The organism is Infirmifilum sp. NZ, from assembly GCF_022693705.1.
In the GTDB taxonomy this organism is placed as follows: Archaea; Thermoproteota; Thermoprotei; order Thermofilales; family Thermofilaceae; genus Thermofilum.
Genome location: NZ_CP094288.1, coordinates 1210923 through 1233822, shown reverse-complemented (window position 1 = coordinate 1233822; position 22900 = coordinate 1210923). Strand labels below are relative to the sequence as shown.

Genomic DNA, 22900 nt, shown 5'->3' with positions numbered 1-22900 from the left:
TCACTGCTGCAATACAGTCTTGCGCTGCGACTTGTACATCTCGATGAGCTCCGCCTCCGTGGTGGCCTGCTCGGGTTTCTTGTCAAACCTGTATCTCCCCGTAAACCTCGGGAACCTGATGGCTAGACCGGACTCCGCCTCTATCTTGCCTAGGGCGCAGGTGTGCAGGGGGCTGAGAGTTATCTCGGCTCCAATTATCTCTAGCACTACCGCGGGCACGAACCACACGTCTGCCTCGATTCTAGACACGACCCTTGGATGGCGATGGGGGATTCGATACGGTTCTAGGAGTTTCGGGAGGTTAGCTAGGTCCTCGTCGGTGAACCCCGTGCCCACCTTGCAGACGGTCTTGAAGGTGTCGCTCCCGGGATCATAGGCCGCCATAAGCAGGGCTCCGTAGGTGCCAGCCCTTTTCCCTCTACCGTGGAAAGCACCGACAACAACCAGGTCCACGGTGTCCGTCATCTCCATCCTGTAGTCACGCTTGAACTTGATCCAGAGCCAGCCCCTTGCACCCATCTGGTAGACGCTCTGGGCAGAGACGGACTTGCACATCACCCCCTCACAACCCTCGCTTATCGCCTCCTCGAAGAACAGGAGGAGGTCCTTGGGATTGTCGACGAGCTTAGCCATGGAGAGCAGCACGTCGTCGCTACCTTCGGGGACTATCGACTCGAGAACCTTTCTTCGCTCTGGGAGAGGCTTCTCGATCATCTCCTCGCCATTCAGGTAGATGACGTCGAAGAGGTAGACTCTCACGGGGTACTCCTTCATGGCTTTATCCACGTCGTACTTCCTCCTGCGGTGCATCAGCTCCTGGAAAGGCAGCATCTCACCCGTGTCAGGGTTGTACGCCACAATCTCGCCCTCAACTATAAACTCCTCGGCCTTGAGAGAGGTCATGTAGCTGACGACGTCGGGGTAGTGGTGTGTTATGTTCTCGAGGCGCCTGCTGAAGAGCCAGACTTTATCCCCCTTCCTGTGAGCCTGAACCCTCTCGCCATCGTACTTGTACTCAACCAAGCACTGCCCCCCGAGTTTTTCGATGATCTCGGCTGGATCGCTCAGGCGCTCGGCTAGCATGGGTAGGATTGGGATCCCAACCTCTATCTTGATAGATTTTACAGTGTCAATGCCCTTTGAAGCTAGCTCCTTGGCGATGAAGCCCAGGTCAGGCCTCTTCGTGTAAGCTCTCTCCAGGATATCCCTAGCGGCCTTCGAGCCGGTGAAGGCCACAGCTAGGGCGTCGAGTATGGTCATGTCTGCTATGCCCAGCCTGAGCCTGCCCGTGACCGTCCTCACGATGTACTTAGCCTCCTTCGGCTTAGCGTCCGACAGCAGGCTCGCAAGGGTGTTTATTTTCGTGTCCTGGCTCCCCTCGCCCGAGGCTAGGGCAATCTTCATCAGCGCGTTGTAGACCTGAGAAACTGTGAGCTCGCGCTTTGTGCCCTCCTCGCCTATGAAGCCGAGCAGACCCGCCGCCTGCTTCGGCCTGGAGAGCAACTGCTCGGCTACAACACCCGGATCGCCTACCTTTTTGTACAGCTCCTCCACGTTCTTGACAGGGACGCCTGTCGCCTTAGATATCGCCCTCAGCGTGAGCTTCTCCGCGACGCCCAGCTCAACTCCCTCGTAGTCTGGCCTGAGTTGCCCCTGGGTGAGGTAGATTACCTTGTCCAGCACGTCCACAGGCGTCCTCTTGAAGAGCGACACGAGGTAGTCTGTCATGGCCAGCCTGCTGGACGTGCTCTCGATCTTCTCGTAGAACTCCACGAGAACACTATAGGGTAGGTCATTAGCAGACACTATCAACCCCCCTTTGTAGAGTGCCCTACCTGAATTTAAAGGTTTGATCGCTCAATGCAACGCTCACTGCCGCGGCCTCCTCCTACCGCACGGAGGGTTGTTAGGATCAGGTACCGCGACATGTAATAACCTGCACCTACCCCTGGCCTGGTCGTAGAAGAGACAGGTGAAGCAGGTGCCGGCGACCCCCTCCTCCCTTGGAGAAGGCTGAGGCGCCACGGGCTGCACTTTCACCGGGGCTTTTTCTTCAGCCCGTACGGTTCTCTCGACAGGTTGCGGTTTAGGGTACTGAGGGGGCTGCTGGGGCTGGGGCTTGGTCTGCGGCGCGGGGGGTGCTTGCTTCACCTTGGGCTCCTCCAGCCTTGTGGGCTCTGGGGATTCGGGCACCTCGACGGGGGCTAGCTCTATGGGAGGGGGTGTCTCGACTTTTTTCTTCGGCGTTACCTGCTGCGGCTGGACCGGCTTTACCGGTGGCTCCTCCCTGGGAACCTCGACCGGCTGCAGCTCTTCTCGGGGTGCCTCCAGGGGCGGGATGCTGGCCAGCTCGGGGGAGAGGCCTCTAACGAGGAGCTTTATCTCCTGGCGGCTGAGGTACTTGCCCTCTACCACTTTCTCGTTATCCACGACCACGGCTGGAACCGCCTTGATCCCGTACTTCTTGAACTCCGCCACGTATATCCCGCCGAACACCTCCTCTAGGCTCTGAAGCCACTCCTCGAACTTCGAAGGGTCCTTCAGGCTGAGGAGCCTGACAACAAGGCGAGGCCTCTCCCCCTTAGGCATCGCGTTCATCTCAGCCTTAAAGGCCTCGAGCATTTCCTGGGCCTTCGGGTCACGGGGGAGGAAGACCTTTATCTCCTTGGCCACTTAGCCCACCACCGACTCCTACACGAATCCTCGTCACACACAATAATTAAGTTATCTTTTTTATTGGTCGCAAGGGTTCAGAAGCTAGGGCGGTATCTCCAGGAGCCTCTCGGTGACCTCCCCCCGTGGCGTCACCTCCACGAAGATCTGGGCCTGGAAGGTGTAAACCCTGAGCTTCCCAGTCCTCCAGAACGTCTCAGGGAGCCCTGCCTTTAGGCACGCGTAGCTCAGGAAAGTCTCCGTGTCCCAGCCCTCCTCGACCGGGACCTGTGGCAAGAGGAGACCCCTGGCCATGCCGTACTCGACTAGGAGCCCGTCGCGCCCGACCTTCACCTTGTCCAGGAGCTCCCTGTAGTCGTTGTAGTGGAGGGGCTCCGGCTTCGTCAGGACGCTGACCTCGAAAACCACCTCGTCCAGCTCCCTGGGCGTGAGCGGCGGGAACCTCGGGTCCTCTGTTGCGGCCGCGATCGCCGAGCGGATCGTGGCTTCAGCGAGGGGGAAGAGGGGCTCCGGGTACCCTATGCAGCCCCGCAGCTCCCGTCTAGCCTGCCTGGTGAGCGGGTTGACGACGATCTTCTCGATCGTTACGAAGACGCCGGAGTTCTCCAATAGGCTTCTAGGCGTCTCGGGGGGAGGAGAGATTATCACGGCTTTATCGAGGTACTCTTCCACAGCCCTCCTGGCGAGCCTGACGAGGAAGCCCCCCTCCTCAACAGAGAGCTTTACCATACTGAATGCACCTCACCCTTTCCAGCACTTTCTCCATCTCTCTGATGTGAGTACCGAGCCAATAAACTTGTCCACACCCCGTGCACACGTAGAACTCGCTGTAAGTCTGGAAAACCTTCTCAGGCACCCTGCCCGCGACGGCTTCGCGAGGGACGCGGAGTAGGGGGGAGGCACAGATAGAGCAGAGCGCTTTATCCGGCTTGAAGGCGGGCTCCACACCCAGCGCGCTCAGGACATGGGCGAGCACGTCTTCGTCGCGGCCCTGGGGGACGAGGAGCACCTTGAAGCCTCTCCTAGAGAGCCGGCTGTAGAGAGCCTTGTCCCTGGTGAGGAGGAGCATCCGGGGGTTCTCCTCCAGAGCGGACTCCAGCTCGCTGTCCTCGGCGTTGGGATAAAAGAGAGCCTTGACTCCGAGCAACCTAAGCCACCTTGCCAGCTTGCCCAGCATGCCGTCTACCAGCACCTCCATTCACACTACACCCGCTATCGCAGCCAGGGCGCTCTGAAGACTGGATGAGTCGTAGACGTGGACGCCGCCGGTCGTCCGGTGGGAGAGCATGGAGTACCTTTTGAGCGCGTCGACCGGGTCCAGCTCGTCCAGAGGCTCGAGCTCGAGCAGAGACCCCGCCACGCGCGAGACCCTCGTGTGGACCAGCTGGTGCTTCGAGTGTTCGGCACTGAGGATGTAGTGCACGACGTCGGCGACCGTGAGAACGCCGGTGACCTGGCCGGCGTAGCAAACTGGGAGCGCGATCGAGCCCCTCTCCCGCAGAGCCGTTACGGCCGTCTTGAGCGTGGAGTTGCACTTCAGGCACGGCAGCCTGTGGGGCTTGAGCTTCTCTAGGAGCGCTTGAGCGCTCAGCATCCCTGTTTCGAGCATGTAGACCACTAGGGAGCGCGGGGTGTAGGCCCTATTGCCCCTCTCTGATACGAGGTAGCTACCGGCGGAGACCTTCCTCAGAGCCACGCTGAAGGCCGGCCTGCCTGATATTCTGATGACCCTTACTCTGCTCCTACCACCAACAACTCTGGACAGGAGGGAGCCCAGGTAGACAAGCTCTCCCCCTACCGAGGCCACAAGGCTCTTGAACGCGTCCCGCCTCACTTCCTCCAAGACTCCCTGCAAAGTTTCGGCTTTCAGGACTCCCTCGCTGTATGTCACAATGATACTTTTGTAGCAATGCTACTTTTTTTAATTTTCCCTTGTTTCTTCCCGTGCTCGACTTACGGCTTCCCTCGCTTCCAGCTGGTTTGGAGAAGTTGCAGGAGGGTGTTCGAGCACCGCGTGCGCAGCTTTAGCGGACACAGTGTGTGTGATAACTTTACATCCCCCAGCCTCCTAGCACGATGGCCGAGGTAGACAAAGGGAGTTTGAGAGAGCGTGGCCAGCTGGCTCGAGCTCACCGGCCTCGCTAAAACGCTCAGGAGGCTCAGGCAACTCAAGTCCCTCAGCAGGGCATTCGGCACGAGGAACACGAGGCACTTCGCCTCGGCCCTTGAGAGGTTGCGCTCAGCTGGCCTCGTGGGGGAGGCTGTGGTAGGCGACGTGCGCTACGTCTACCTGACGGAGCGCGCCTGCGGCCTGCTCGCCCTGCTAGGCTACAGCATCGAGGAAGTGGCTTGCGGCGAGTCAGCCTTGAGGCTTATTCGGCGCGGAGACGGAGCTGCCTCCTGCGGAGCATCACCGTAGCGATGTGGCTGCAGATCCTGGCCTTCCTTACGTCGCCGTATGCTCGGGAGAAGCAACAGCTACCTGCTGAAAAACCCTGAAGTAGCAATAACTAGTGTAACGATGTTATACTTTCAGGGTAATCATCGGAATAAATATTACCCCCTTCTCCAAGGAGGGTATTGAGGCCCGCTGCCGCAGGCAACGGCCGGTGATCCGTGAGCCGGCTTCAGCGGCACGGGCCAGAGTGCTTCCCCGAGAAAACTGGCGCCCGTAGCGGGGGAAGAGGGGGCGCCTGCACTCTCGGGGAAAAGATAGTGGGGCGGGAGGGGGCAAAACAGCGTGCATAGTATGTAGCGAGCCCCGGCCACCTAGGCTGCAATGACCCCTTCGTGCTAGTGTTTAGGGGGGAGTGGCGGCCGGGGCCTGGGCACCCGAGAGCGAGCCCCTTAAAAAGTATTTTTTTCTCCCTCTAAGCCCACCCTCTCACGCTCCTCTGGGACGTGGCGGGACTGGGCTTAGAGGGAGGGCCGGGCCCCCCGCGAGGGGGGCGGCGGGCTACGTCTGTGAGGCGCCGCGCCTGTGGACGCTCCGGTCGCAGGGGCCTCCCGGCGCGGCTGCGGAGGCGTGAAGGTGCCGGCACGCGGGGCCGCGCTCTGCTCGTAGGGGCCCGGCTCTGGGCCGGTAGTGCCCGCCCGCAAGCCGGCTGCCCGAGGCCTGCGCCCCGCTCCGATCGCAGGGGCCTGGGCGCGGGCTAGGGCAAGGGGCTTGGCTCTCGGGCTGCCCTACCCCGCCGCCCCCTGGCAGCCGGCCCCCTGCCCTCGGGGGTGGACGGGCCGCTACCGCAACGAGGGCGCCGCCGGGCTGGGCGTGGCTCGGCGGGAGGGCCGCGCTGAACGCCCACGCGCCTGGGACCGCGCGCGGCGCGTGGACCGGGGTGGCGAGTCACAGGCTGTGAGATTATGCTCGCGACCGCTGGTGCTGATCGACGCGCTCAGCGCTGTGGACGCTAATCCGCGCAGGGCTCAGCCACAGCTAACCGCTACTCGTAGCTCAGCTACTGCTAGCAGGCTCACAGGGTGTGAGATATCAACGCCGCTACGCAGCGCCCCTGTGGGGGCTGGGCTGTGCTGCGGCTCCCCCGCACCTCACGCCTCTGGGCGTGGGGGCGGATGGGGGCCGAGGCTAGAAGCCCAGCCCCTACAGGGGTGGAGAGGTGAGGAGTATGAGTGAGAAGAGTGGGAGTAAGAGGAACGGGAACGGCGAGAAGCGAGTTGATGCCTACAGGGTTTGGCGGGTCAAGACCAACAGGGAGGTGAGGCTGAGGCTTCAGCGGCTCTACCTTAAGGTGTCGAGCGCGGTCAAGGAGGCATGCAGGGCACTCAGAAAGAGGCACGGCGAGGACTTCAGTGAGGAGCCGGAGAGATTTAGCGAAGCGTTGATCGAGGAGGCTTCGAGGCTGGCTGGGCTACCGAAAGGACTGTTCTACTACGCCGCGGAGTGGCGCAGGATGGTTGCGGAGACTAGGGGGAAGTCTAAGAAGCGCAACAGGTTCATGCCGCCTCCAATACCGTTGCTGGTCAAGGTGGTTAATAATGGCGGTAGGCTTCACGGCGCCAGTAGCGCCGCTACGGTGCTCGACGCGTCCAGGGGCGTGTTGCGCGTCCCCAGCGTTAACATTGCGATAATGCTGAGGCCCTCGCTGGTCAGAGCGGTGATGGAGGATGTCGAGCGCTTCGGCGACGTTAAGCTGACGCTGCAACTAACGGCTAAAGGGAGGCTCCGCCTGGTTGCGCACCGCGTGGTCAAGCAGGCGTTGTGGGACGGCGACGGTAAGCTCGCTGTGATCGCGGTGGATGTGAACAGCTCTCACGGGCTGTACGTGATGGCCTTCACTTTCGACAGCAAAGCCAGGCTCTTGGCCCAGCGCGTGTTCAAGCCTCCCAACACGACTCTACTAAGGCTCCTCGCGGCGCTGATGCACAGCTACTCGAAGCTCGGGAGCTGGAGTGAAGCCATACAGAGGTTCAAGCAAAGGAGGGATGTCAGAGGAATGCAGAGAGAGGGGAGGGGCTCAGCAGTGGAGGAGGCGCTGAGGCTCGCGGAGAAGCTCAGGGCGAGGTTAAACCTGACCCCTGAGAGAGCAGAGCGCATTGCAAGGCAGGCGTCGAGGAAGGTGAAGAAACTCAACGACGATTGGATTAGAGGCGTGCTCAAGGAAATGAGAGGCCTAGTCAGGAAGCTCAGGGATCAGGGCTACACCGTCGTATTCGTAGCGGACGTGCCCCGTGCCGAGTCTCTGAGGGGCTCACAGCTACAGCGAACACTGCTCAAAGTGACAAAGAGGCTTGAGAACCTAGCGCCCTACGAGGGCGCTAGGTGGTTCAAGCCGGAGAACAACGTCTCGGGCAAGCGGTGCCCCCTCTGCGGGAAAGAGGGGGTGGAGATTCAGAGAAGGTACTACAAGTGCACGCGCTGTTGCCTGATCTACGGCAGGGACTGGGCCGCAGCATTCAACGCTGCAAAGCTCTATCTGAAGGCGTGCAGAGCAGAGAAGCGCATCGAAGCGCTGCAGAGCTGGCTCCAGAGCCGCCCACGAGCGCTGGCGAAGAGGTACTACGCAACGGCACCAGAGAATGGCCAGCAGGCCCCGGCCCCAGTTCCCCCGGCTCCCCCTCGCGGGACTCCGGGGGTGCCGCGCGCGGCGCGAAGAGGGGATGTGCCCGCGGCAACGCGGGCAGAAGGCCGCCTAGCACGGCGGCCCGCCCCGAAAAGGGGCGACCCATGACCCGCTAGGGGCCCTCAGAAAGGTGAAGGGGGTAGATGAGGCCAGGCGCGGCCAACTCTAACCCACCTCTCGACGTGGAAGGTTCCGGAGGGGAGGAGCTTGAGTATGTCCGCAACCTTGACCTTCACCCTGCACTCCCTCAAGAGGAAGTCCGCGATCTTCCTGGAGGTGAGCTCCCTGGAGAGCGGGCCCGGCGTGAGCTTAAGGAAGCAGCCCCCCTGGGGGCTCCTCGAGGCGGGTAGGGCCACGACGTTGCTTCCGTCGTAGCCGACCAGGAGCTCCAGCGGCACCCCGCGGATCCAGTTCCTCTTCCCGTAGATCATGAACGCCCCCTTCCCCAGGTACTCGCCGCTGGGGGGAGACTTGGAGACCTGAGAGGCGGGGACCCAGAAGACGTCGATTGCCGCCAAGCCGGCCCTCCAAGCGCTGCTGTAGCAGGCGGCGAACTGAGCGGCCTCGTATATGTCCTTCTCGGGGACCTCGCGGCCACCCGTCTTCAGGACTGTTGCGGGAGCGCCGTGGATGTCCGCGTGCAGGAAAATGTCGCGGTCCTCCATGTACCTCCTGACCAGCAGCTCGTTCTGGCCGGCAGACTTGCCCGCGACGACGAGGAAGCCGTTGGTGGTGTAGAAGAACCTGAAGTCCCTGTACCAGGGCTCGCGCCCACCGCCTTTAGGGGAGACCCTCACCCTGACGGGCTCTTCCGGCTTAGCGGCGAGCTGCGGAATCCTCGCCTTAAGCGACTTAGCTTTCTCGAAGAGCGACTCCGCGTTCGCGTAAGCGCTCCTCCTAGCGTCCACCTCCACGTCAACACCCCCGATCGACACCACGATGCTCCACCTCTCGTGGTCTATGCTCTTGACCTCGGGGTGCGCGCTCCTCACAGCCTCCTCTATGCTCCGCCAGCTGAGCCCCTGCTCGCGGAGCGCTCGGTAGTGCTCGAGCACCCCCTGGATCCTCGGCGCGTTGTCGAGGACTAGGCGCGCGGCGGCCTCGAGGCTCCTCAAAGCCTCCAGGGCTTTCTCGGCCGGCGAGGACTCGGGGGCGTGCTCCTCCGCGAGCAGGGACTCGGCCATGTAGCGCGGGAACTCGGCTGGGAAATCCACCCTGAATGCCCGGTCGCTGAGGTGCAGCGGGTTGAAGGGGTACACCGCGCGCCGCGAGCCGGACTCGACCACGTAGCCGCCCCTCTTATCCTCGAGAGCCTCGACGAAGATCTCCCTGGCCTTCTCCAAGACGCGTACGGCCTCCCCGACCGACCCGGGAGCCGAGCTGGGGTCCACTCCAAGCCGGAAGGCCGCCTCGTACACGACCTCGGGCGGGAGGGAGGAGGCCTGGGAGAGAGCCGTGACGAGGCTCCTGCGGCCCAGCGCCAGGGCCTTCTCCGCAACGACGAGGGGGTGCTCTGAGGCGTCGGCCAGCTTGGGGGGCGGGGTGTAGGCTTCCCCCCGCTTGACGGAGCGGTCGCGCATCGACTTCTGCCTGTAGGCGTAGAGTATTTTGCCCTCCCCGTCCAGGAGGATGATGTTCCCCTCCCTAACCCACTCCAGGACGAGCGTGAACCCGTGGAAGTCGAGAGCCAGAACTCTGTCGTCGTTTACTACGCTGACGGCCGTGACGCGCCTGCCCTCCAGGTCCCCGAGCTGCTTCAGGCGCTGAGGAGCTGTGAGCTCCACATCACCGGGCGCGGGGCAAGGCCCCCTCCTCGGATGGAAGAGAAGCACCCCGCTCGAGAACTGGAGGACAGCTAGCTCACCCCGCAGCAGGGCCTTCGCCAGCCTGGAGCCCTCGAGGCCGGCGAACAGGTCCCAAATCTTGTACACATCAAGGAGGCTGACGCTCCTCCTAGACGTAGCGACAGACACAGTTTCTACAGGCCGCTACGGGTAAATAACGTTACCCCGCTCTCGCAGAGCGTGTAGCTTTACACGAACGATAGAGAGGCTGTACGCGACGGGCCGACGAGGATCGATACCCAGTAGTGTCCGCAACATACCCGGAGCGTCTGCCTTCTCTAAGCACCACTCGGCCAAAGCAGAGGGAGTCACCATGAAGCATTATGTGTTGACTCTCAGATGCGAAGGCGAGGATTTACCCCGGAGGTAAAGCAAGTAGCGCGTCCTCAGCGCTCACTATGCGATTGGGGTAAACAGCAAATCGGCGAGAAGTGTCAAGGAAATCACGATTCCCGTCGCCGTCAAGCCCAGCTTGCCTAGCATCCCGCGATCCACCCGAAGTCTCTGAGCCTATGAAAACCGCGGTAATCCAGTGCTGAGCTATGAGGAGGTTGGTACGCCGGGCGAGGTCACAGCTCCAGCAAGGTGCTGATCGGGTGGTAGAGCTCCAGGACCACGCGGCTGTCCCTCCTGGCGACAAGGGCCCTGTGAGTGTAGTAGACTCCGAGCATCCGCTCGCCGAAGCTCCTGCTCCCGTCCCAGTAGTTTATGAAGAGGGAGCCCAGGCCCCGGGACGCCCTGTCCACGGCTAGAGCTAGGAGCGACGCTACGAGCCCCCACCGCGACCTGTAGTCGAGCTGGAACGCGTGGAAGACGCGGGGAACGCTGTCCAGGACGACCAGCTCCTCCTCCTCCGCTCCGGCTAGGGCTGAGAGGAGCTCGAGCGGGCCGTCGGGGGTCTCGAACGAGACTCCGCGCCACCCTCCACGAGACCTCCACGCTGTCCCCGAGTAGTCCAGGTACAGGGCGCGCCCGCCTAGCCTCGAAACGAGCCTGTAGGCCGCGTCTCGCCGCCCGGAGCCCGGCCTCCCAGCGAGCTCGAGCACGAATCCGCCGCGCAGGATCTGCAACGGGTTAGGGCTCCTCGACACCGCCCTCACCTATCCTGAAAGTAGCCGAGGCTCTGCTCCACGGGCTCGAGAGGGCTAAGGCGTCCCTGAGCTCGCCGCGGCGCCTCAGCATGACCGAGAGGCAGGCGTAGGTGTCCAGGTGGGCTCCCCCAGCCGGCGAGAGGCCGTCGGCTGACACGACGTCCCTCGTCGCCACGACCACGCACCCCGCTTTCGCCACGCGCCAGAGGGCCCTCACGACGCTCGAGTACGCCTCTGTCCTCTCCCTCGCATCCAGAGCCTCCGAGCGCAGAAGCCCCGTCAGCTCGTCGACCACGAGGAGCCCAGCGTCCCCCGCGACGACCTCCTGGAGGGACTTGTCCAGGAGGACGAGGAGGTGCTGGAGGCTCAGGGCGCGTGCGTAGGTTATGCCGCCGAGGGCCTCAGAGGGCTCGAGGCCGCGGGTGAGGGCCATGGCGACGACCCTCTCGGGGGAGAAATCGCCCCGCGTGTCGATATACACCGCCCTCTTGCCCAGGCCGCCGGAGTCGGGCTGGAGCTGGACGTTGACCGAGAGCTGCATGCACAGCTGAGTCTTGCCGCTACCAGCCTCACCCGTGAAGTCGTAGACACAGCCCGGCTCGAGCCCCCCACTCAGGAGCGAGTCAAGGGACGGGGCGCCGACCCTGAGACGGAGAACGGGGGGCTGCCTAGCGTAGCCTCTCCTACTGTAGGGTGGGAGGGGGAGAATGCCGAGCACGTCTGAGACGGACACGCTAAAAGGAGAAGAAAAAAGGCAAAAAAAGGTTATTTTTAGCTTAAAGGTTCTAGCGGGTCTGCGTTCCTGCCTCGGCGGGTGCGATGACTTTGGCGAGCCTGCGGCGCCTGTAGATGCTGTACTCGTGGGCGATGATGAAGATCACGAGGACGAGGAGTATCAGGAGCAGTATTAGGCCGAGGAACTCGCTGCTGCTCATCTCCCAGCCGGCGATGGTCAGGAAGATGTCGAGCTTGAGCTCAGCTGTGGCAGACTGGCCTCCGGCGACGTTAGCGGTGGTGCTCGCGGTCCTGCCGCCCTTGCTGGCCGCTATTTCGTAGCTGCCCTGCGGGAGCTCCATGGTCACTACTCCGCTGGCGTCGGTGGTGAAGGTGCCAACATTCTTGATGGTCACGGTGGCGCCCTCGATGCCCTGGCCTCTGGCGCCGATGACCTTGACGGTGAGCTTGCCGATGGTGGGCACGGTTACTCCGATGGCGGGCTGCCTAGCGGCGGAGCCGGTGTAGCCGACGGCGAGGCCCTTCCAGCTGTCGACGCTGAAGCTTATGCTGCCTGGAGGCACCTCCTTCACGGTTATGCTACCGCTGCTGTCGAGGGTGTCGGTTATCTTCCTCCCGTCGGGCGTGGTGATGGTGACGGTGGCTCCGGCCATCGGGGTGCCGAACGGCGTGGTGAATGTGAGCTGCACGTCGTAGATGTCGAGCTTGACCTGGAAGACCTGGAGGCTGGTCTCGAACCTGCCCTTCTCGATCTTGATGGACTGCTTCGCGACAGTCCCTACGCCGGCGAGGTCAACGACGACCTGGTAGGCGCCGTGCGGAGCCTGGCCGTGGTCAGCGGGCGTCTCGGGGCTGTACTTGCTGCTCGCGTCAAACGGCCAGCTCTTCACGGTGTCCTTGGCGAGGCGCAGGATGATGCTCCCGTCGGTCGCAGGCTTGTGCTGCGTGACGACGCTGTCGGGCCACGTCACGGTGACGGTGATCTTGTCGAGTATGCTCTGGCTGAGCGCGCCGCCCTGCGCGTTTGTCAGGACGAGCTTAGCCACGTAGACGAAGGTCTCGAGCGTTGTGCCGGAGCCAGGCTTGTAGGTCCTCGGCGTGTCGTAGTCGGTGATGGTGTCGAAGATCACGATCTCCTTAGGTATCTTGCCCGCGGCGCGGAGCAGGTAGCTGTCGCGCCAGTAGACGAGGAGCTGGTACCTGAGGGTCTCGTCTGGCGGCACGAGGAGCACGACGTTGCCGTTAGCGTCGGTGAAGCCTATGACGCTGGGTAGGACTTTGGACCTAGGCTCTCTGCGGATAGCGGCGACCATCATGTTCTGCAGCGGCTTGCCGCTCCAGTCGAAGACAGTCACCTTGATAGCATCCCACTCGAGAGGCACGCACTGGCCGCCGGGCATGTTGTTGTCGAGCGTGAAGCTCACTGTTGTACAGAGGGTGTCGGGGTCCAACACGTCGGTGGTCTTCAGACCATAGGGCTTGAGAATGTCGTCGAAGTTGAGCTGGGTCAACAGCTTGTAGGAGATGCCGCTGACGCCGAGGAAGGCGAGGTTGCCGGTGAAGACCGGCAGGCTACCAATGGGCGTTGAGACGGTGGAGCCCTTGGTCGGGTAGAACGTTGCGGTGCCGTCGCTACCGGTGTACTGGGTTGCCAGCGTCGAGGTGGCATCTGTAGCGCCTACGGCGACAGCCGTGACGGGTTGGTTGGCGAGCGGTATCCTCTTGTCCCTGAGGTCCTTGCCGAAGACCTGGGCGCAGAAGCCCTCCATCGCAGAGGTGTAGACGACCTTAGCGACTCCGCTCCAGTACGTGACGTTCCAGGCGCCGCCGAGCATGTAATCGTGGTTGTTGCCGCGGAAGCTCTTTCCGTCCTTGTACCAGGTCGGGCTTGGCGAGCTTATGTCGTTGCCGCTTGTACTGACGCTGGTCTCGATAGCCTTCACTGTGATGTTGTACGGTCCTACGATGTAGCCGTAGAGCCCGCCTCCAATGCTCGGCGTGTCTGGGACGTTGGGCGTGCCGTACTTGCTGCCAGCGAGCACGTAGACACTGGTGATGCTGGCGCCGAACTTCACGGGAGCATTCTTGACCTTGTGGCCGGGCAACCACACGGCCACGGGTATGCTGATGACGCCGTTCTTGTCATCGTCGACTGCGCTCCAGGCCACCGCTCCAGGCAACCTGATGGCCGCGAAGTCGGGCTTAGTGATGCTCAGGTAGCTCGTCGAGTAGTCGCCTTTCAGCGCGGCTTCAAGGAGCTTAGTCCAGTTGGCGGCGTCGTTCCTGACGAGGGTGGCGTTAAGTCCGGGTACGAGTCCTGCTCCGAGCTTGCTGACGGTGTAGAGGTCTAGGTTGACGACCCAGGTGACGAGCCTGAGCTCAATCTCCCATCTCTTGCCTCCCTCCTTCCACCACTTAGCGCCGATGAACTGTACGATCGGGTGCTCGGTTCTGCCTTTAGCGTTGAGGAGCCAGGTGTAGTCAAGGCTATCGGTCTTGACCAGGGTCTGCTTGCCGCTGGTCTCGTTGAAGAGGATGACCTGGCTGCTGATCACGTTGCTGAAGTTGAGCGGCTCGCTGGGCTTGGGCATGGTGAAGTTGTAGTTGTAGACCATGACGCCTCCGTACCAGACGATGAAGCTGTAGTTGGCTCCGGCTATGAAGAGGTGCGGGTACTTAGAGTTGTCCCACTGGGTGCCCGTGAACTTGAACACGGCCTTGCTCTGCCCGTTGCCCCAGGCTTTATCAGCGTTGCCCGTGGCGTTGAAGATCCTGTAGGTGACGGGGATTTCGGGCCAGCAGAGGCAACCAGGACCTTCCTTGCACCAGAGGGTCAGGTTGTAAGCAGTGCCCCAGTCGGTGTCGTTGAGCGCGACGATGACTGGGGCTGCGCCGTTGCTGGTCGGGAGCTCCTCGAGGATGTTGCCTTTATGGTCGACGGCCTTGAGGGTGAAGCTGAAGATCCAGGCCGGCACGTCGATTGGGCCTACCTTGCACGCTGCTGGCTGGCTGGCGATCAAGGTGGTGAGGTCCCACTTGCCCACGAGGAGCCCGTCATCCTTGGGGTGCCTGATGTACGGCGTGTCTGGCGTTGTCTTCAGTGTGACGATGATGGAGTTGGTGGTAGTGTCGTACTTCAGCGGAACCTTCTGGAATGTTACAATGCCCTGGCAGTCGGTGACCGCGGTCTCTGTGTAGGTCTTGGTGGTCTTCTTGAAGTAGTCTAGCGTCACGCTGATGTTGACAAGCGGCGCGTTTTCGTCCCACTGAGTAACCCTGAGCTTGAGGTCGCCGACGGGGAATGTGTAGATGGCCTGGCTCATGTTAGCGATGTTACCGGTGACTACGAGCGGGTTGGGCCCGTCGACGGGGTCCATGAGCACGCCCTTGAAGGCGAGCTTGACGGTGAAGGTCCCCCCTGGGACGCTGAGCTGGGGGACTGTCCCGTTCACGCCTAAGCTTGTGCTGAAGGTGATGGGCTGGCCTCCGGTGGGCGTGTAGGTGATGACGAGCAGTGCGTTGGGGTCGTCGGTGATGGACAGGGGTCTGCCGCACAGGTCGAGCACCTTTATGTTAACGTTGTATACTTTGGCGATGAGGGTGAAGGACTGCGCCTCGCAGTTAAGGAAGTAGTCGGTGAGGTTGAGGGCGAGCTTGTTGTCGTCTGGCGTGACGTCGACGTAGTTCTCCGTTCCTGGGAGCGCGTAGAGGACTGTGACTGTGTAGTTGTAGAGCTTGCCCGTCGTAAGTAGGCCGAACGGGACCGGCAGGAAGCCGGGGTTTCTACCCTGCCTGACTATTAACGGTTTGCCTTCAGAGGTCGTGCCGCCGCCAAGCAGAGTGAAGGGTGGGAACTGAATGTAGCCAGCCGCGTCAGTGTACGTGTTGATGGGGTCGAAGCCGGGAGCCGAGATGATCACCATTGCACCCCCGAGGGGCTGGACAGGAGGCATCCCGCTGTCCTTCACAATGGCGGAGACCTGGACGACGGAGACGTGAATTTCGAACTCCCAGGCGGTACCGTCGAAGGAAGCCACCATCACCGGCTTCGTGGTGTCGCCAATGCTGACCTCCCAGGTGTCTCCGTCGCTGATGCCTGTCGAGTTAAAGCTTTCGGTGAACACATGTATCCCGTTGATCTCAGCGCTTATCGTGATGTTCTCTCCGTAGAGCAGGGTGTAGTCGGGCAGCCAGAACACCGGCTCGCCCGTGAAGTTCAGCGGACCCTCCATGGGCGCGTAGCCGGTGGCGGGGTTTACTCGGCCTACCCTCAGCTTCCAGCGGCTCGTCGCGAACTCGACTTTGATGACCGGCACTTCCCAGTTTATCAGCTGGTTGTCGCAGAAGTCGTACACCGACACCTTAGCCACGAACGTGTAGGCGCGGTCGGTGATCGTTAGGGCCTCGGTGTCCTGTGGGAACGGGAGATACGTGTAGTTGAATTGGTTCTCAGGCGGTACAGGTATGTTTTCGGTCGTGTTGAGGCCTACCTCCGTGGGCTGGAGCTCGGAGCGGTAGGTGCCGACCTGGACCCAGTCGAGGCCTGTGACAACAAAGTTGAGCGTCTCGCTACCGACCTTGACCTTGAAGCTCGCTACTTGACCATTGCCGGAGGTGTACTTGATTTCCCAGTAGATGTCCTTGTAGAGGGTGGTGTTCCACATCTTCTCGATGTGGAGGCAGTTGGGCGCCAGGGTGGGCTTGATGTCGACCTGGATCGCGCCTATGAGGAACGGCTTCGATAAGGCGTGGCTATCGCCGTAGCTGTAGAAGATTATGGGGCCGTCTTTGCTGAGCCTGACCTCGAAGTACGCGGGGTTGGTAAGCCCGCTCTCGGGGTCCTTGTAGTAGAGCGGGTAATCCTGGCCGCCGATGCTCGTCAACGCCTGGAAGGTGAAGTTGTAGAGATAGCCCAGCACTACTGCTGAGCCGTTGAGTCCTGAGACGAATGAGGAGGCGTTGAGTCCTTCTGTAATATCGAGCTTGGTTGAGTTCAGGAGGAAGGTTGTGCCGTATGCGTGCCAGAACACGGAGGCGTTGTAGGTGCCGTAGTAGATCTTGTTGGCCTCTAGGGGTGTTGGGCTAACGACGTTCACTGTGATGTGGCCGGTGCCGTTGGTGACTCCCCTAGCGTAGGCTATGATGCAGTTAGCTCTTTGTGTTTCGTTGAAGACGACTATGGTTACTTCCTGGTTGGCGAAGGGCGTGCCCCAGGGTGTTACAAGCTGGACGACTGCGGCCTTGACGGGTTTCGCTTGGGCCGTGTATGTTAGGGCGAGTGCTAGGATTGCTACTGCCAGTATTCCTAACAGGTATTTGTTGCTCATACTTTCCCATTCACCCCTTTTCGGGGTTCAGGGGGGTTTAGACTCGCGGGGTATTTATAGGCGTTCTTTTCTGATAATTAGAATCAGGCTTCCGGCTAATTCTGCTTCGACGAAAATCGATTATACCTCCCGGGTACTGATGTATATCTCTCCGTGCTTAAAGGTAGCTTCCCGAGGCTTCGTCGCGGCGCAGGTAGGACTCGCGGGGTAGCATTCGAAACCGGGGGCAAACGAGCCGTCCAGGCTTAAGCCCCTAAGGCTTGGGCACTGTTCCCGTCGCATCGTAGTCCCATGGAAAGGTCTCTGGCTCACCACACTATTCTCTATGCTCTCAAGCACCACTCAATAACTGGCAACGTGCTTATATATGCCTTCCGAGCCTGCCCCAAAGGCAGATTCTACTTTCGAAGGCTTTAGGGGGTAAAGCCTAAGCACTTCCATGAGCTGTTCTCAGGCGTCGGGGTTGCGCAACTACGCGAGCCTCGTATGCCCCTTAAATGCTACAAACCTTTCCTTTGTGGCTACAAAAGTGGTGGCGAACTTTTCCTCTATAGGCCCCAAATTTTCCTCTCTCTCTTTCGCCTCTCCTTTAAACGATCCACACTCATGAAGAAGCTAGTGGTTGCTCAAACCTCAATGAATTACTCATCTAGGATTTACTTCAGAAAGAAAAAGGAGAGAAAGTGAGAAAGTCTCAGCTCTTCATGTGGCGAAGCCTTCTTTCCCGGGGGCCAAGCTCCGTGCTTTCAACACCATCTCGATAGGTAATAAGCATTTTTTATGCGCTTCAGCGAAAACATCCAATCATACCCAGAGGGAGGTGCGGGAAGCCTGCGCCTTCATCCCTTATTAGCCGTGACCGCAATTAAGGTGACTTTGCACGCCCAACAGCATTTAGCCGAGCAAACGGAAAGCCAAGCTAGCCGAAATCCTCGGCCGTTCTTGAGCTTCGCATCCTTCCTTACGCGTCGCAGCTCCACCGCTAGCTGTAGAGCGCGCGGAGGAGGGCTTCGCGTGAATTCGTAAAGGCTCCTTTCCATCCCAGCTCAGCGCCGGGGAGAGCGTTGCTGCTGGGGTAGGTGTGTAAGCATCATCTCGCCGCAGCTTTTAATTGCGGAGCAGGGTGGTTAGCCACGTGCCCGTTTCCGCAAACACAAACGGTTCAGCACCCCCTTTTGAGGCAAAACCATCTGGTCAGCCGTGAAGACCGCAACGTTCCCCTCCCTCAACGAGGAAAGGCGGGTCGGCACCCGAGCGACACCCGTAGCCGCATTGCGCTCCAAATCTTCCTGAAGCTCAAAGCAAGCTGGCAGGACCTAGCAGGCTGTAAAAGCTTTCCCCGTTCGGTGTAGGTATCGGTCGGGCCTGTACTCCCCGTAGGGGTCCTCGGGGGAGAACTTCGCCGGGTGCGCTGCCCCGGGGGTGCCGCCGCAGTAGGGGCACTTGTCACGGCGCAGGGTGTACATGCCGCAGCTCGGGCACCTGTGGAGGAGCAATGAATCCACCTCAGCGGGGGTTAGCCCGCCACCTCCACTCCTCGAAGCCGCGATTCTGAATTGAGGCCGGCGCCTCGCTATTCCACGCAAACCGCCTGGGAAGCCATAACACCTTGAAGCCTTTAAACCTTCCTCCCCAAGACCTGTGGATGCGCGAGCGCGCCCCGTAACCGCTCAGGTCAGCCTTTGGTCGTACATTCTGGGCGATCCCCTGCTCTCGACTTGGAGTGACGTGGCCTACGCGCTCGTGGTCTCGGCCGCTGTAGCGGCTCTCAGCATTATACTCTACAGGAAGGAGGTCCTGATAGGGGTTGACAGGGACTATGCGATGCTTATAGGCTTGAACGTTAAGCTACACGACTACGCGGTTGTAACACTGCTCACTGTCGCAAGCGTGGGGCTTCTAAGAGTGGTAGGCTTCGTGCTGGAGCACGTGGTCCTGCTACTACCCTCAGCCATCGCAATTTCAACCGCCCGAAACTCAAGGGACATGCTGTGGGCTGGCTGGAAGCAAGCGCGCTGCTCGGGGCGGCGCCGGGTTAATCCAAACAGCACCTAAGTCTTCCCGCGGTGGCTGTGGGACAGGGGCCCGGCTTTGAACGGACCTGTACGAGGCATCCAACTCGCGGAGACCCGCGCGTAGGCCTTGCGTAAAGGAGGACGACCTGCAGGTGGCTCCCGACACTTAGAAAAACGTGTACGCGTCCAGAACAGCGGGTCGAGGGGACAAGAGGGGATGGGTTAAGAAAAAGGAAGAAGAGAAAAAAATTGTTTTTCGGGTTTAGCTGCCCGTCTTCAGGAAGCGTATGATGTTGTCCATCAGCTGGGCCCTGTCACCGGCGTCGCTGATTGCTTCGAAGCCGAAGCTCAGGTAGACGAGCCTGTACGGCGCTGAGGGCGCTGGAACCGGAGCCGGGAACCTCACACCCCCCGCCATCTCCAGGGGGTTGCCGTCGCTATCGAGGTAGAAGAACACGGGAGTCGAGTTGCCTGCGGCGCGGATCGCGTCGGGCCACCACTGGTTGTTTGCACCGTCCCCGCCTGATATGGCCAGCATCATCCCGTCGCTCACGGGGTCTCCTGGAGCGCCGGCTAGAGCGAGCGCTGCGCCGCACAAAGTTGCGCTGTCGCAGAGGTACTGGGCCCTCAGCCACTTCTCGTACCAGGAGGCGGCGTCAGGCGAGGGCGCGAAAGACGACCACGACCACTGCGCGTACACATTCAAGTAGTAGCCTATTTCCTGGCCTGTTATGAAGAGCCCTTTACTGCCCGAGGACAGGAAGCCCGCCAGCGCCTCCCTCTCGTACTGCGTCAGCGTAGTCCTCCAGTCGTCGCCGGTGAACCACACCACGGTCGCGTAGCGTGAGAGGTCGCCGGCGCTGGGAGGCCCGGCCTCAAACTCGTCCCAGTACACGTAGCTGTAGCCCGCGTCGCCGAGCGCCGACTTGAAGTACCCGGAGTAATCCCGTCTCCACGGGCTGGCGTCGTCGTCGACCAAGAGGATGGTGGGGGAGCTTCCCTGCACTTCGACTCCGAACATCGGCGTTCTCTTGTTGACTACGCCGACGCCTCCAGTCCCCTTCTGGTCGTAGACGTACCACCAGAAGTCGGAGGTCCCCGTAGCCTTAGCCGGGCTTATCGTCTGCACGATTGAAGCACCCTTGTACACGTTCGTGACAGCCCCCGAGGCCGCCACAGTGCCCCAGCATACATCGTAGGGGGACATCCCGAGGCCGTAGCTGTAGGTCTTACCCTGTTGAGGAATATACACTATGGTTTCCACGGGCCTCCCAATCCATAGAGAGTCCACGACGAGCACCGCGTAGGGGGGAGCGGTCAGGCTACCGGGGTTGCGCCAGTAGACCCTCACGCCGTCTGGGAGTATGCGCAGGTTAGCATTCATCTCAGCTCCAGCCGTCCTGTACCACCGGGGCAGGTCTGGGTGCTCCAGGCCATAGAAGAAGTTATACCACAGCTCGTAAATACCCAGCATTGCCGCCTTCCAGGTCGTCACCACCGTGACGTAGGTGGTTGGCTTGACCCTGACCATGTAGAAGTTGACGTCCTCGGTGATGGAGCCCGCGGTCACAGTGACCTGCGCGGTCTGCGTCACGTACCCTGACTTCGACACCTTAACCGTGTATGTGCCGGGAGCTAGGTTGGTGATCGTGAAGAAGCCGCCGTTCTTGCTGTACGTGTACTTCTTCGACGGCCCAATGACCTCCACCCTCACGCCTCCCAGCGTGTCGAAGAAGGGGTTCGGGTTCTCGGCGTCTACTATCTGGCCTCGAATGCCGGTGGCCGCGACGCCGAGGGCCTTTGCCAGGTCAACCCTTCTCGTGGTGACCGGGAAGCCCTTGTCGGGCCCGAGGGGCCTGCCCGTCGCCACCAGCTGCTGCATCACTTGAGTGTTGCTCCAATCGGGGTGCGCGGCCCAGACGCGCGCCGCAACCCCGGACACTATAGGGGCCGAGAAGGATGTCCCGGCCCACACGGCGAGCCCGGAGCCAAGGTCTAGTGTGAGGATCCTGTAGCCGGGTGCAGCGAGGTCAACGTAGTTCAGCGTATTCGTGCCGTAGTTGCTGAAAAACGTCTTCACGTCGAGCTCGTCCGTCGCAGCTACAGTTAAGCAGCTGGGCACTGCGGCTGGCACGGGAACCAAGTCGTAGTAGGGCGTCGAGGCGTTGTCATAAATGTAGGTGATGAGGTTGTCCGCGTTTCCAGCGGCTGCGACGACGATCTTGCCCTTCTGGTACACGGCGTAGTTGATCACAGATTCCATTAAGTTGTACTCGTCAGACCCGTACCACACGTACCCGCCGAGGCTCAGGTTTATCACCTTCACGTCGGGGTTGTCCGCCGCCTCTAGGATCCCCTGCATCACCCACTCGAATTCGCCATAACCGTAGGCGTCCAGCACCCTTACCGCGTAGATCCGGCTACTCGGCGAAACACCGGCTATACCGATCCCGTTGTTGGCTTTCGCGGCAATAACCCCCGCGACGGCTGTCCCGTGGCCGTTTTCGTCGTAAGGATCGTTATCGTCGTCAACGTAGTCGTGGCCCAAGATGACCTTGCCTGACAGCTCGGGGTGGTCGTACTGGACGCCAGTGTCAACGACGGCGACGACTGGCGCGCTGAGCGGGAAGGGTGCGAGGTCGTACCCTATCTTATCGAGGTACCACTGGTACGACAAGTAGGGGTCTGCAGTCTTTCCACTCGGACTCACCTCCGCGTTGCCGTTAATATTTCCTTCAAGCTTCCTATGCTCTACGGGGGGCGCGTAAACCTTGAAGTTCTTCGCCACGTAAAGGACGTTGGGGTCCTTCTTCAGCGCAGCCTCAGCTTCCCTCGCTTTCTCCTCGCTGCTGAACTTCAAGAGCTTGACCTCGGTTTCGACGCCCTTGACGCTTAGAGTGGCGAGGTGCTTTACGGAGGCTGCGCCGACGCTGGCGGTGATTTCAGCTATCTTGCTCTTGGGCGTGTAGGGCTTAAAAGCAACTATGCGCTCGCCTTTCGCGTAGTTGTCGCCTTGGCGGATCGAGTTGACGATTTCCTGCAACCGCTTGATCCCGTCTATGAGCTCCGGGGGTAGTTTATCCTTCAAGGCGGGGGGGATGTCGAGGTTCTTCGACTTTCCTGAATCAGCGTTCGTGGAGGCAGTGGTGGTTGAGGGCTTGCCTTGAACCCCGAAGATTGTTATAAAGCCTGTCGGTAGAGCCAATATAATTAGCAGGAGCACTGCGAACGCTCTAGCGAATGTTTTTGCTTTTCGCATCACTTAGTTTTTCCCGAATTCTCATATATATTTTTTTTCTGAAGCCTTTTCCCAAAATCATATATGTCGATATTTTAGGTAAAACGTCTGGAAAACTCCTCTAACAAAACCTCGAAGCTGGAGCATGTAGTCACCCCGCGTAGCCTCCCGATACTCTTCTCCCGCGGGTCGAGTACGAAGAAACGGAGGCGTATGCCCCTGGGGCTTCTCCATGACCGCGAAAGCCTCAGCGCAGCCCCTGTAGGCGCCCACACCTGCTCGAAGAAACTTTCAACCTCCCCGGCAACCCTAATGGGTTGCAAAGTTATTATACCCATGGGGTTGTTACCTTGGGTGGCCAGGGGTCTTCGGGGCTGGCGGGGGCTCTGCCCGCTTCCCGGTCACCTCAACCATTAACGATTTCCCTCTCCTACTCGGCTTTCCTGCGCAACTCCTCTATTTCGATGCTGTAGCTTGGACTCGTCCTCAAGGTGCCTTTTAAGCGCCCCTAGAATCCCCCCTTGGGGCGCGCCTTTTTTTACGCAGGAGGTTTAGGGCCTCGTACATCCAATCTGGAGGGTACACTGTTACCGGGTTCTGCCCCCCACATCCTTTTCAGTTTGACCAACCTCTCACCTGTACCACGGAGCGGGACCATTACATGCATTTGCGCTCTTCTTAACGGGTATTTGGAGAAAAAGAGTATTGGGTATAACTGAGGGTGACTTTTATTCACTGCGCTCATAAAAAGAATAGATAAGCATTTCCTTTTATTCCCCGCATTCATAAGAACTAGTGAGCGTGTGCGCGTTTTCATTTATGGCCACAGAAACAACCCCCCACGGTCACGAGGGGGTTCAGCTTCCCCCAGCGGCTACTTCCTTTTTCCCCTTTTCCCT

General features: G+C 60.5%; 16 protein-coding genes. 4 read left to right on the top strand and 12 right to left on the bottom strand.

Annotated elements, in window-relative coordinates; all coding sequences use genetic code 11:
- From MOV14_RS06740 to MOV14_RS06720, 5 genes are all read right to left on the bottom strand, one after another.
- On the bottom strand, window positions 1-1809 hold the full coding sequence (locus tag MOV14_RS06740; RefSeq protein WP_318538143.1) for an ATP-dependent DNA ligase: 1809 nt from the start codon (window positions 1807-1809) through the stop codon (window positions 1-3).
- A gap of 60 nt (window positions 1810-1869) precedes the next feature.
- Window positions 1870-2673, bottom strand: a complete 804-nt coding sequence (locus MOV14_RS06735) for a thioredoxin family protein (RefSeq protein ID WP_318536567.1) — start codon at window positions 2671-2673, stop codon at window positions 1870-1872.
- Window positions 2674-2757: 84 nt separating this feature from the next.
- The gene (locus MOV14_RS06730) at window positions 2758-3402 is read right to left on the bottom strand and encodes a TIGR00296 family protein (protein WP_318536566.1); all 645 of its coding nucleotides are present in this window, start codon (window positions 3400-3402) and stop codon (window positions 2758-2760) included.
- On the bottom strand, window positions 3383-3871 hold the full coding sequence (locus MOV14_RS06725; RefSeq protein ID WP_318536565.1) for a Mut7-C RNAse domain-containing protein: 489 nt from the start codon (window positions 3869-3871) through the stop codon (window positions 3383-3385). The genes MOV14_RS06730 and MOV14_RS06725 overlap by 20 nt, the downstream gene beginning before the upstream one ends.
- Window positions 3872-4564, bottom strand: a complete 693-nt coding sequence (locus MOV14_RS06720; RefSeq protein WP_318536564.1) for a CBS domain-containing protein — start codon at window positions 4562-4564, stop codon at window positions 3872-3874. It abuts the gene before it with no gap.
- Between the two features lie 219 nt (window positions 4565-4783).
- Here MOV14_RS06720 and MOV14_RS06715 point away from each other — a divergent pair, with 219 nt between their 5' ends.
- The 3 genes from MOV14_RS06715 (at window position 4784) to MOV14_RS06705 (ending at window position 7859) form a co-directional block, all read left to right on the top strand.
- The gene (locus MOV14_RS06715; RefSeq protein WP_318536563.1) at window positions 4784-5092 is read left to right on the top strand and encodes a hypothetical protein; all 309 of its coding nucleotides are present in this window, start codon (window positions 4784-4786) and stop codon (window positions 5090-5092) included.
- A 747-nt stretch (window positions 5093-5839) separates the two neighbouring features.
- Window positions 5840-6304: a hypothetical protein gene (locus MOV14_RS06710; protein ID WP_318536562.1), complete on the top strand. Its 465-nt coding sequence runs from the start codon at window positions 5840-5842 to the stop codon at window positions 6302-6304.
- Complete coding sequence (locus MOV14_RS06705; protein ID WP_318536561.1) at window positions 6297-7859, top strand: transposase; 1563 nt, start codon at window positions 6297-6299, stop codon at window positions 7857-7859. Before MOV14_RS06710 ends, MOV14_RS06705 begins: the two co-directional genes overlap by 8 nt.
- Before the next feature lie 14 nt (window positions 7860-7873).
- Here the strand turns inward: MOV14_RS06705 and rqcH are convergent, their stop codons facing one another.
- The 5 genes from rqcH to MOV14_RS06680 all read right to left on the bottom strand — a co-directional run bounded on the left by rqcH (window position 7874) and on the right by MOV14_RS06680 (window position 18253).
- Window positions 7874-9724 (bottom strand): ribosome rescue protein RqcH, encoded by a 1851-nt coding sequence (gene rqcH / locus MOV14_RS06700; protein ID WP_318536560.1) that lies wholly within the window; start codon window positions 9722-9724, stop codon window positions 7874-7876.
- A gap of 440 nt (window positions 9725-10164) precedes the next feature.
- Window positions 10165-10686: a hypothetical protein gene (locus MOV14_RS06695; protein ID WP_318536559.1), complete on the bottom strand. Its 522-nt coding sequence runs from the start codon at window positions 10684-10686 to the stop codon at window positions 10165-10167.
- Window positions 10670-11419 (bottom strand): AAA family ATPase, encoded by a 750-nt coding sequence (locus MOV14_RS06690; RefSeq protein ID WP_318536558.1) that lies wholly within the window; start codon window positions 11417-11419, stop codon window positions 10670-10672. The genes MOV14_RS06695 and MOV14_RS06690 overlap by 17 nt, the downstream gene beginning before the upstream one ends.
- Before the next feature lie 52 nt (window positions 11420-11471).
- Window positions 11472-16748: a carboxypeptidase-like regulatory domain-containing protein gene (locus MOV14_RS06685; RefSeq protein ID WP_318536557.1), complete on the bottom strand. Its 5277-nt coding sequence runs from the start codon at window positions 16746-16748 to the stop codon at window positions 11472-11474.
- A 1316-nt stretch (window positions 16749-18064) separates the two neighbouring features.
- Window positions 18065-18253, bottom strand: coding sequence for an RNA-protein complex protein Nop10 (locus tag MOV14_RS06680; RefSeq protein WP_442786703.1), 189 nt, complete (start codon window positions 18251-18253; stop codon window positions 18065-18067).
- A gap of 136 nt (window positions 18254-18389) precedes the next feature.
- Between MOV14_RS06680 and MOV14_RS06675 the strand changes: the two genes are divergently transcribed.
- On the top strand, window positions 18390-18803 hold the full coding sequence (locus tag MOV14_RS06675) for a metal ABC transporter permease (protein ID WP_318536555.1): 414 nt from the start codon (window positions 18390-18392) through the stop codon (window positions 18801-18803).
- Between the two features lie 222 nt (window positions 18804-19025).
- Here MOV14_RS06675 and MOV14_RS06670 read toward each other — a convergent pair whose 3' ends face one another.
- The gene (locus MOV14_RS06670; protein WP_318536554.1) at window positions 19026-22022 is read right to left on the bottom strand and encodes a S8 family peptidase; all 2997 of its coding nucleotides are present in this window, start codon (window positions 22020-22022) and stop codon (window positions 19026-19028) included.
- Window positions 22023-22096: 74 nt separating this feature from the next.
- Window positions 22097-22339 (bottom strand): hypothetical protein, encoded by a 243-nt coding sequence (locus tag MOV14_RS06665; protein WP_318536553.1) that lies wholly within the window; start codon window positions 22337-22339, stop codon window positions 22097-22099.
- Window positions 22340-22900 lie beyond the last annotated feature (561 nt).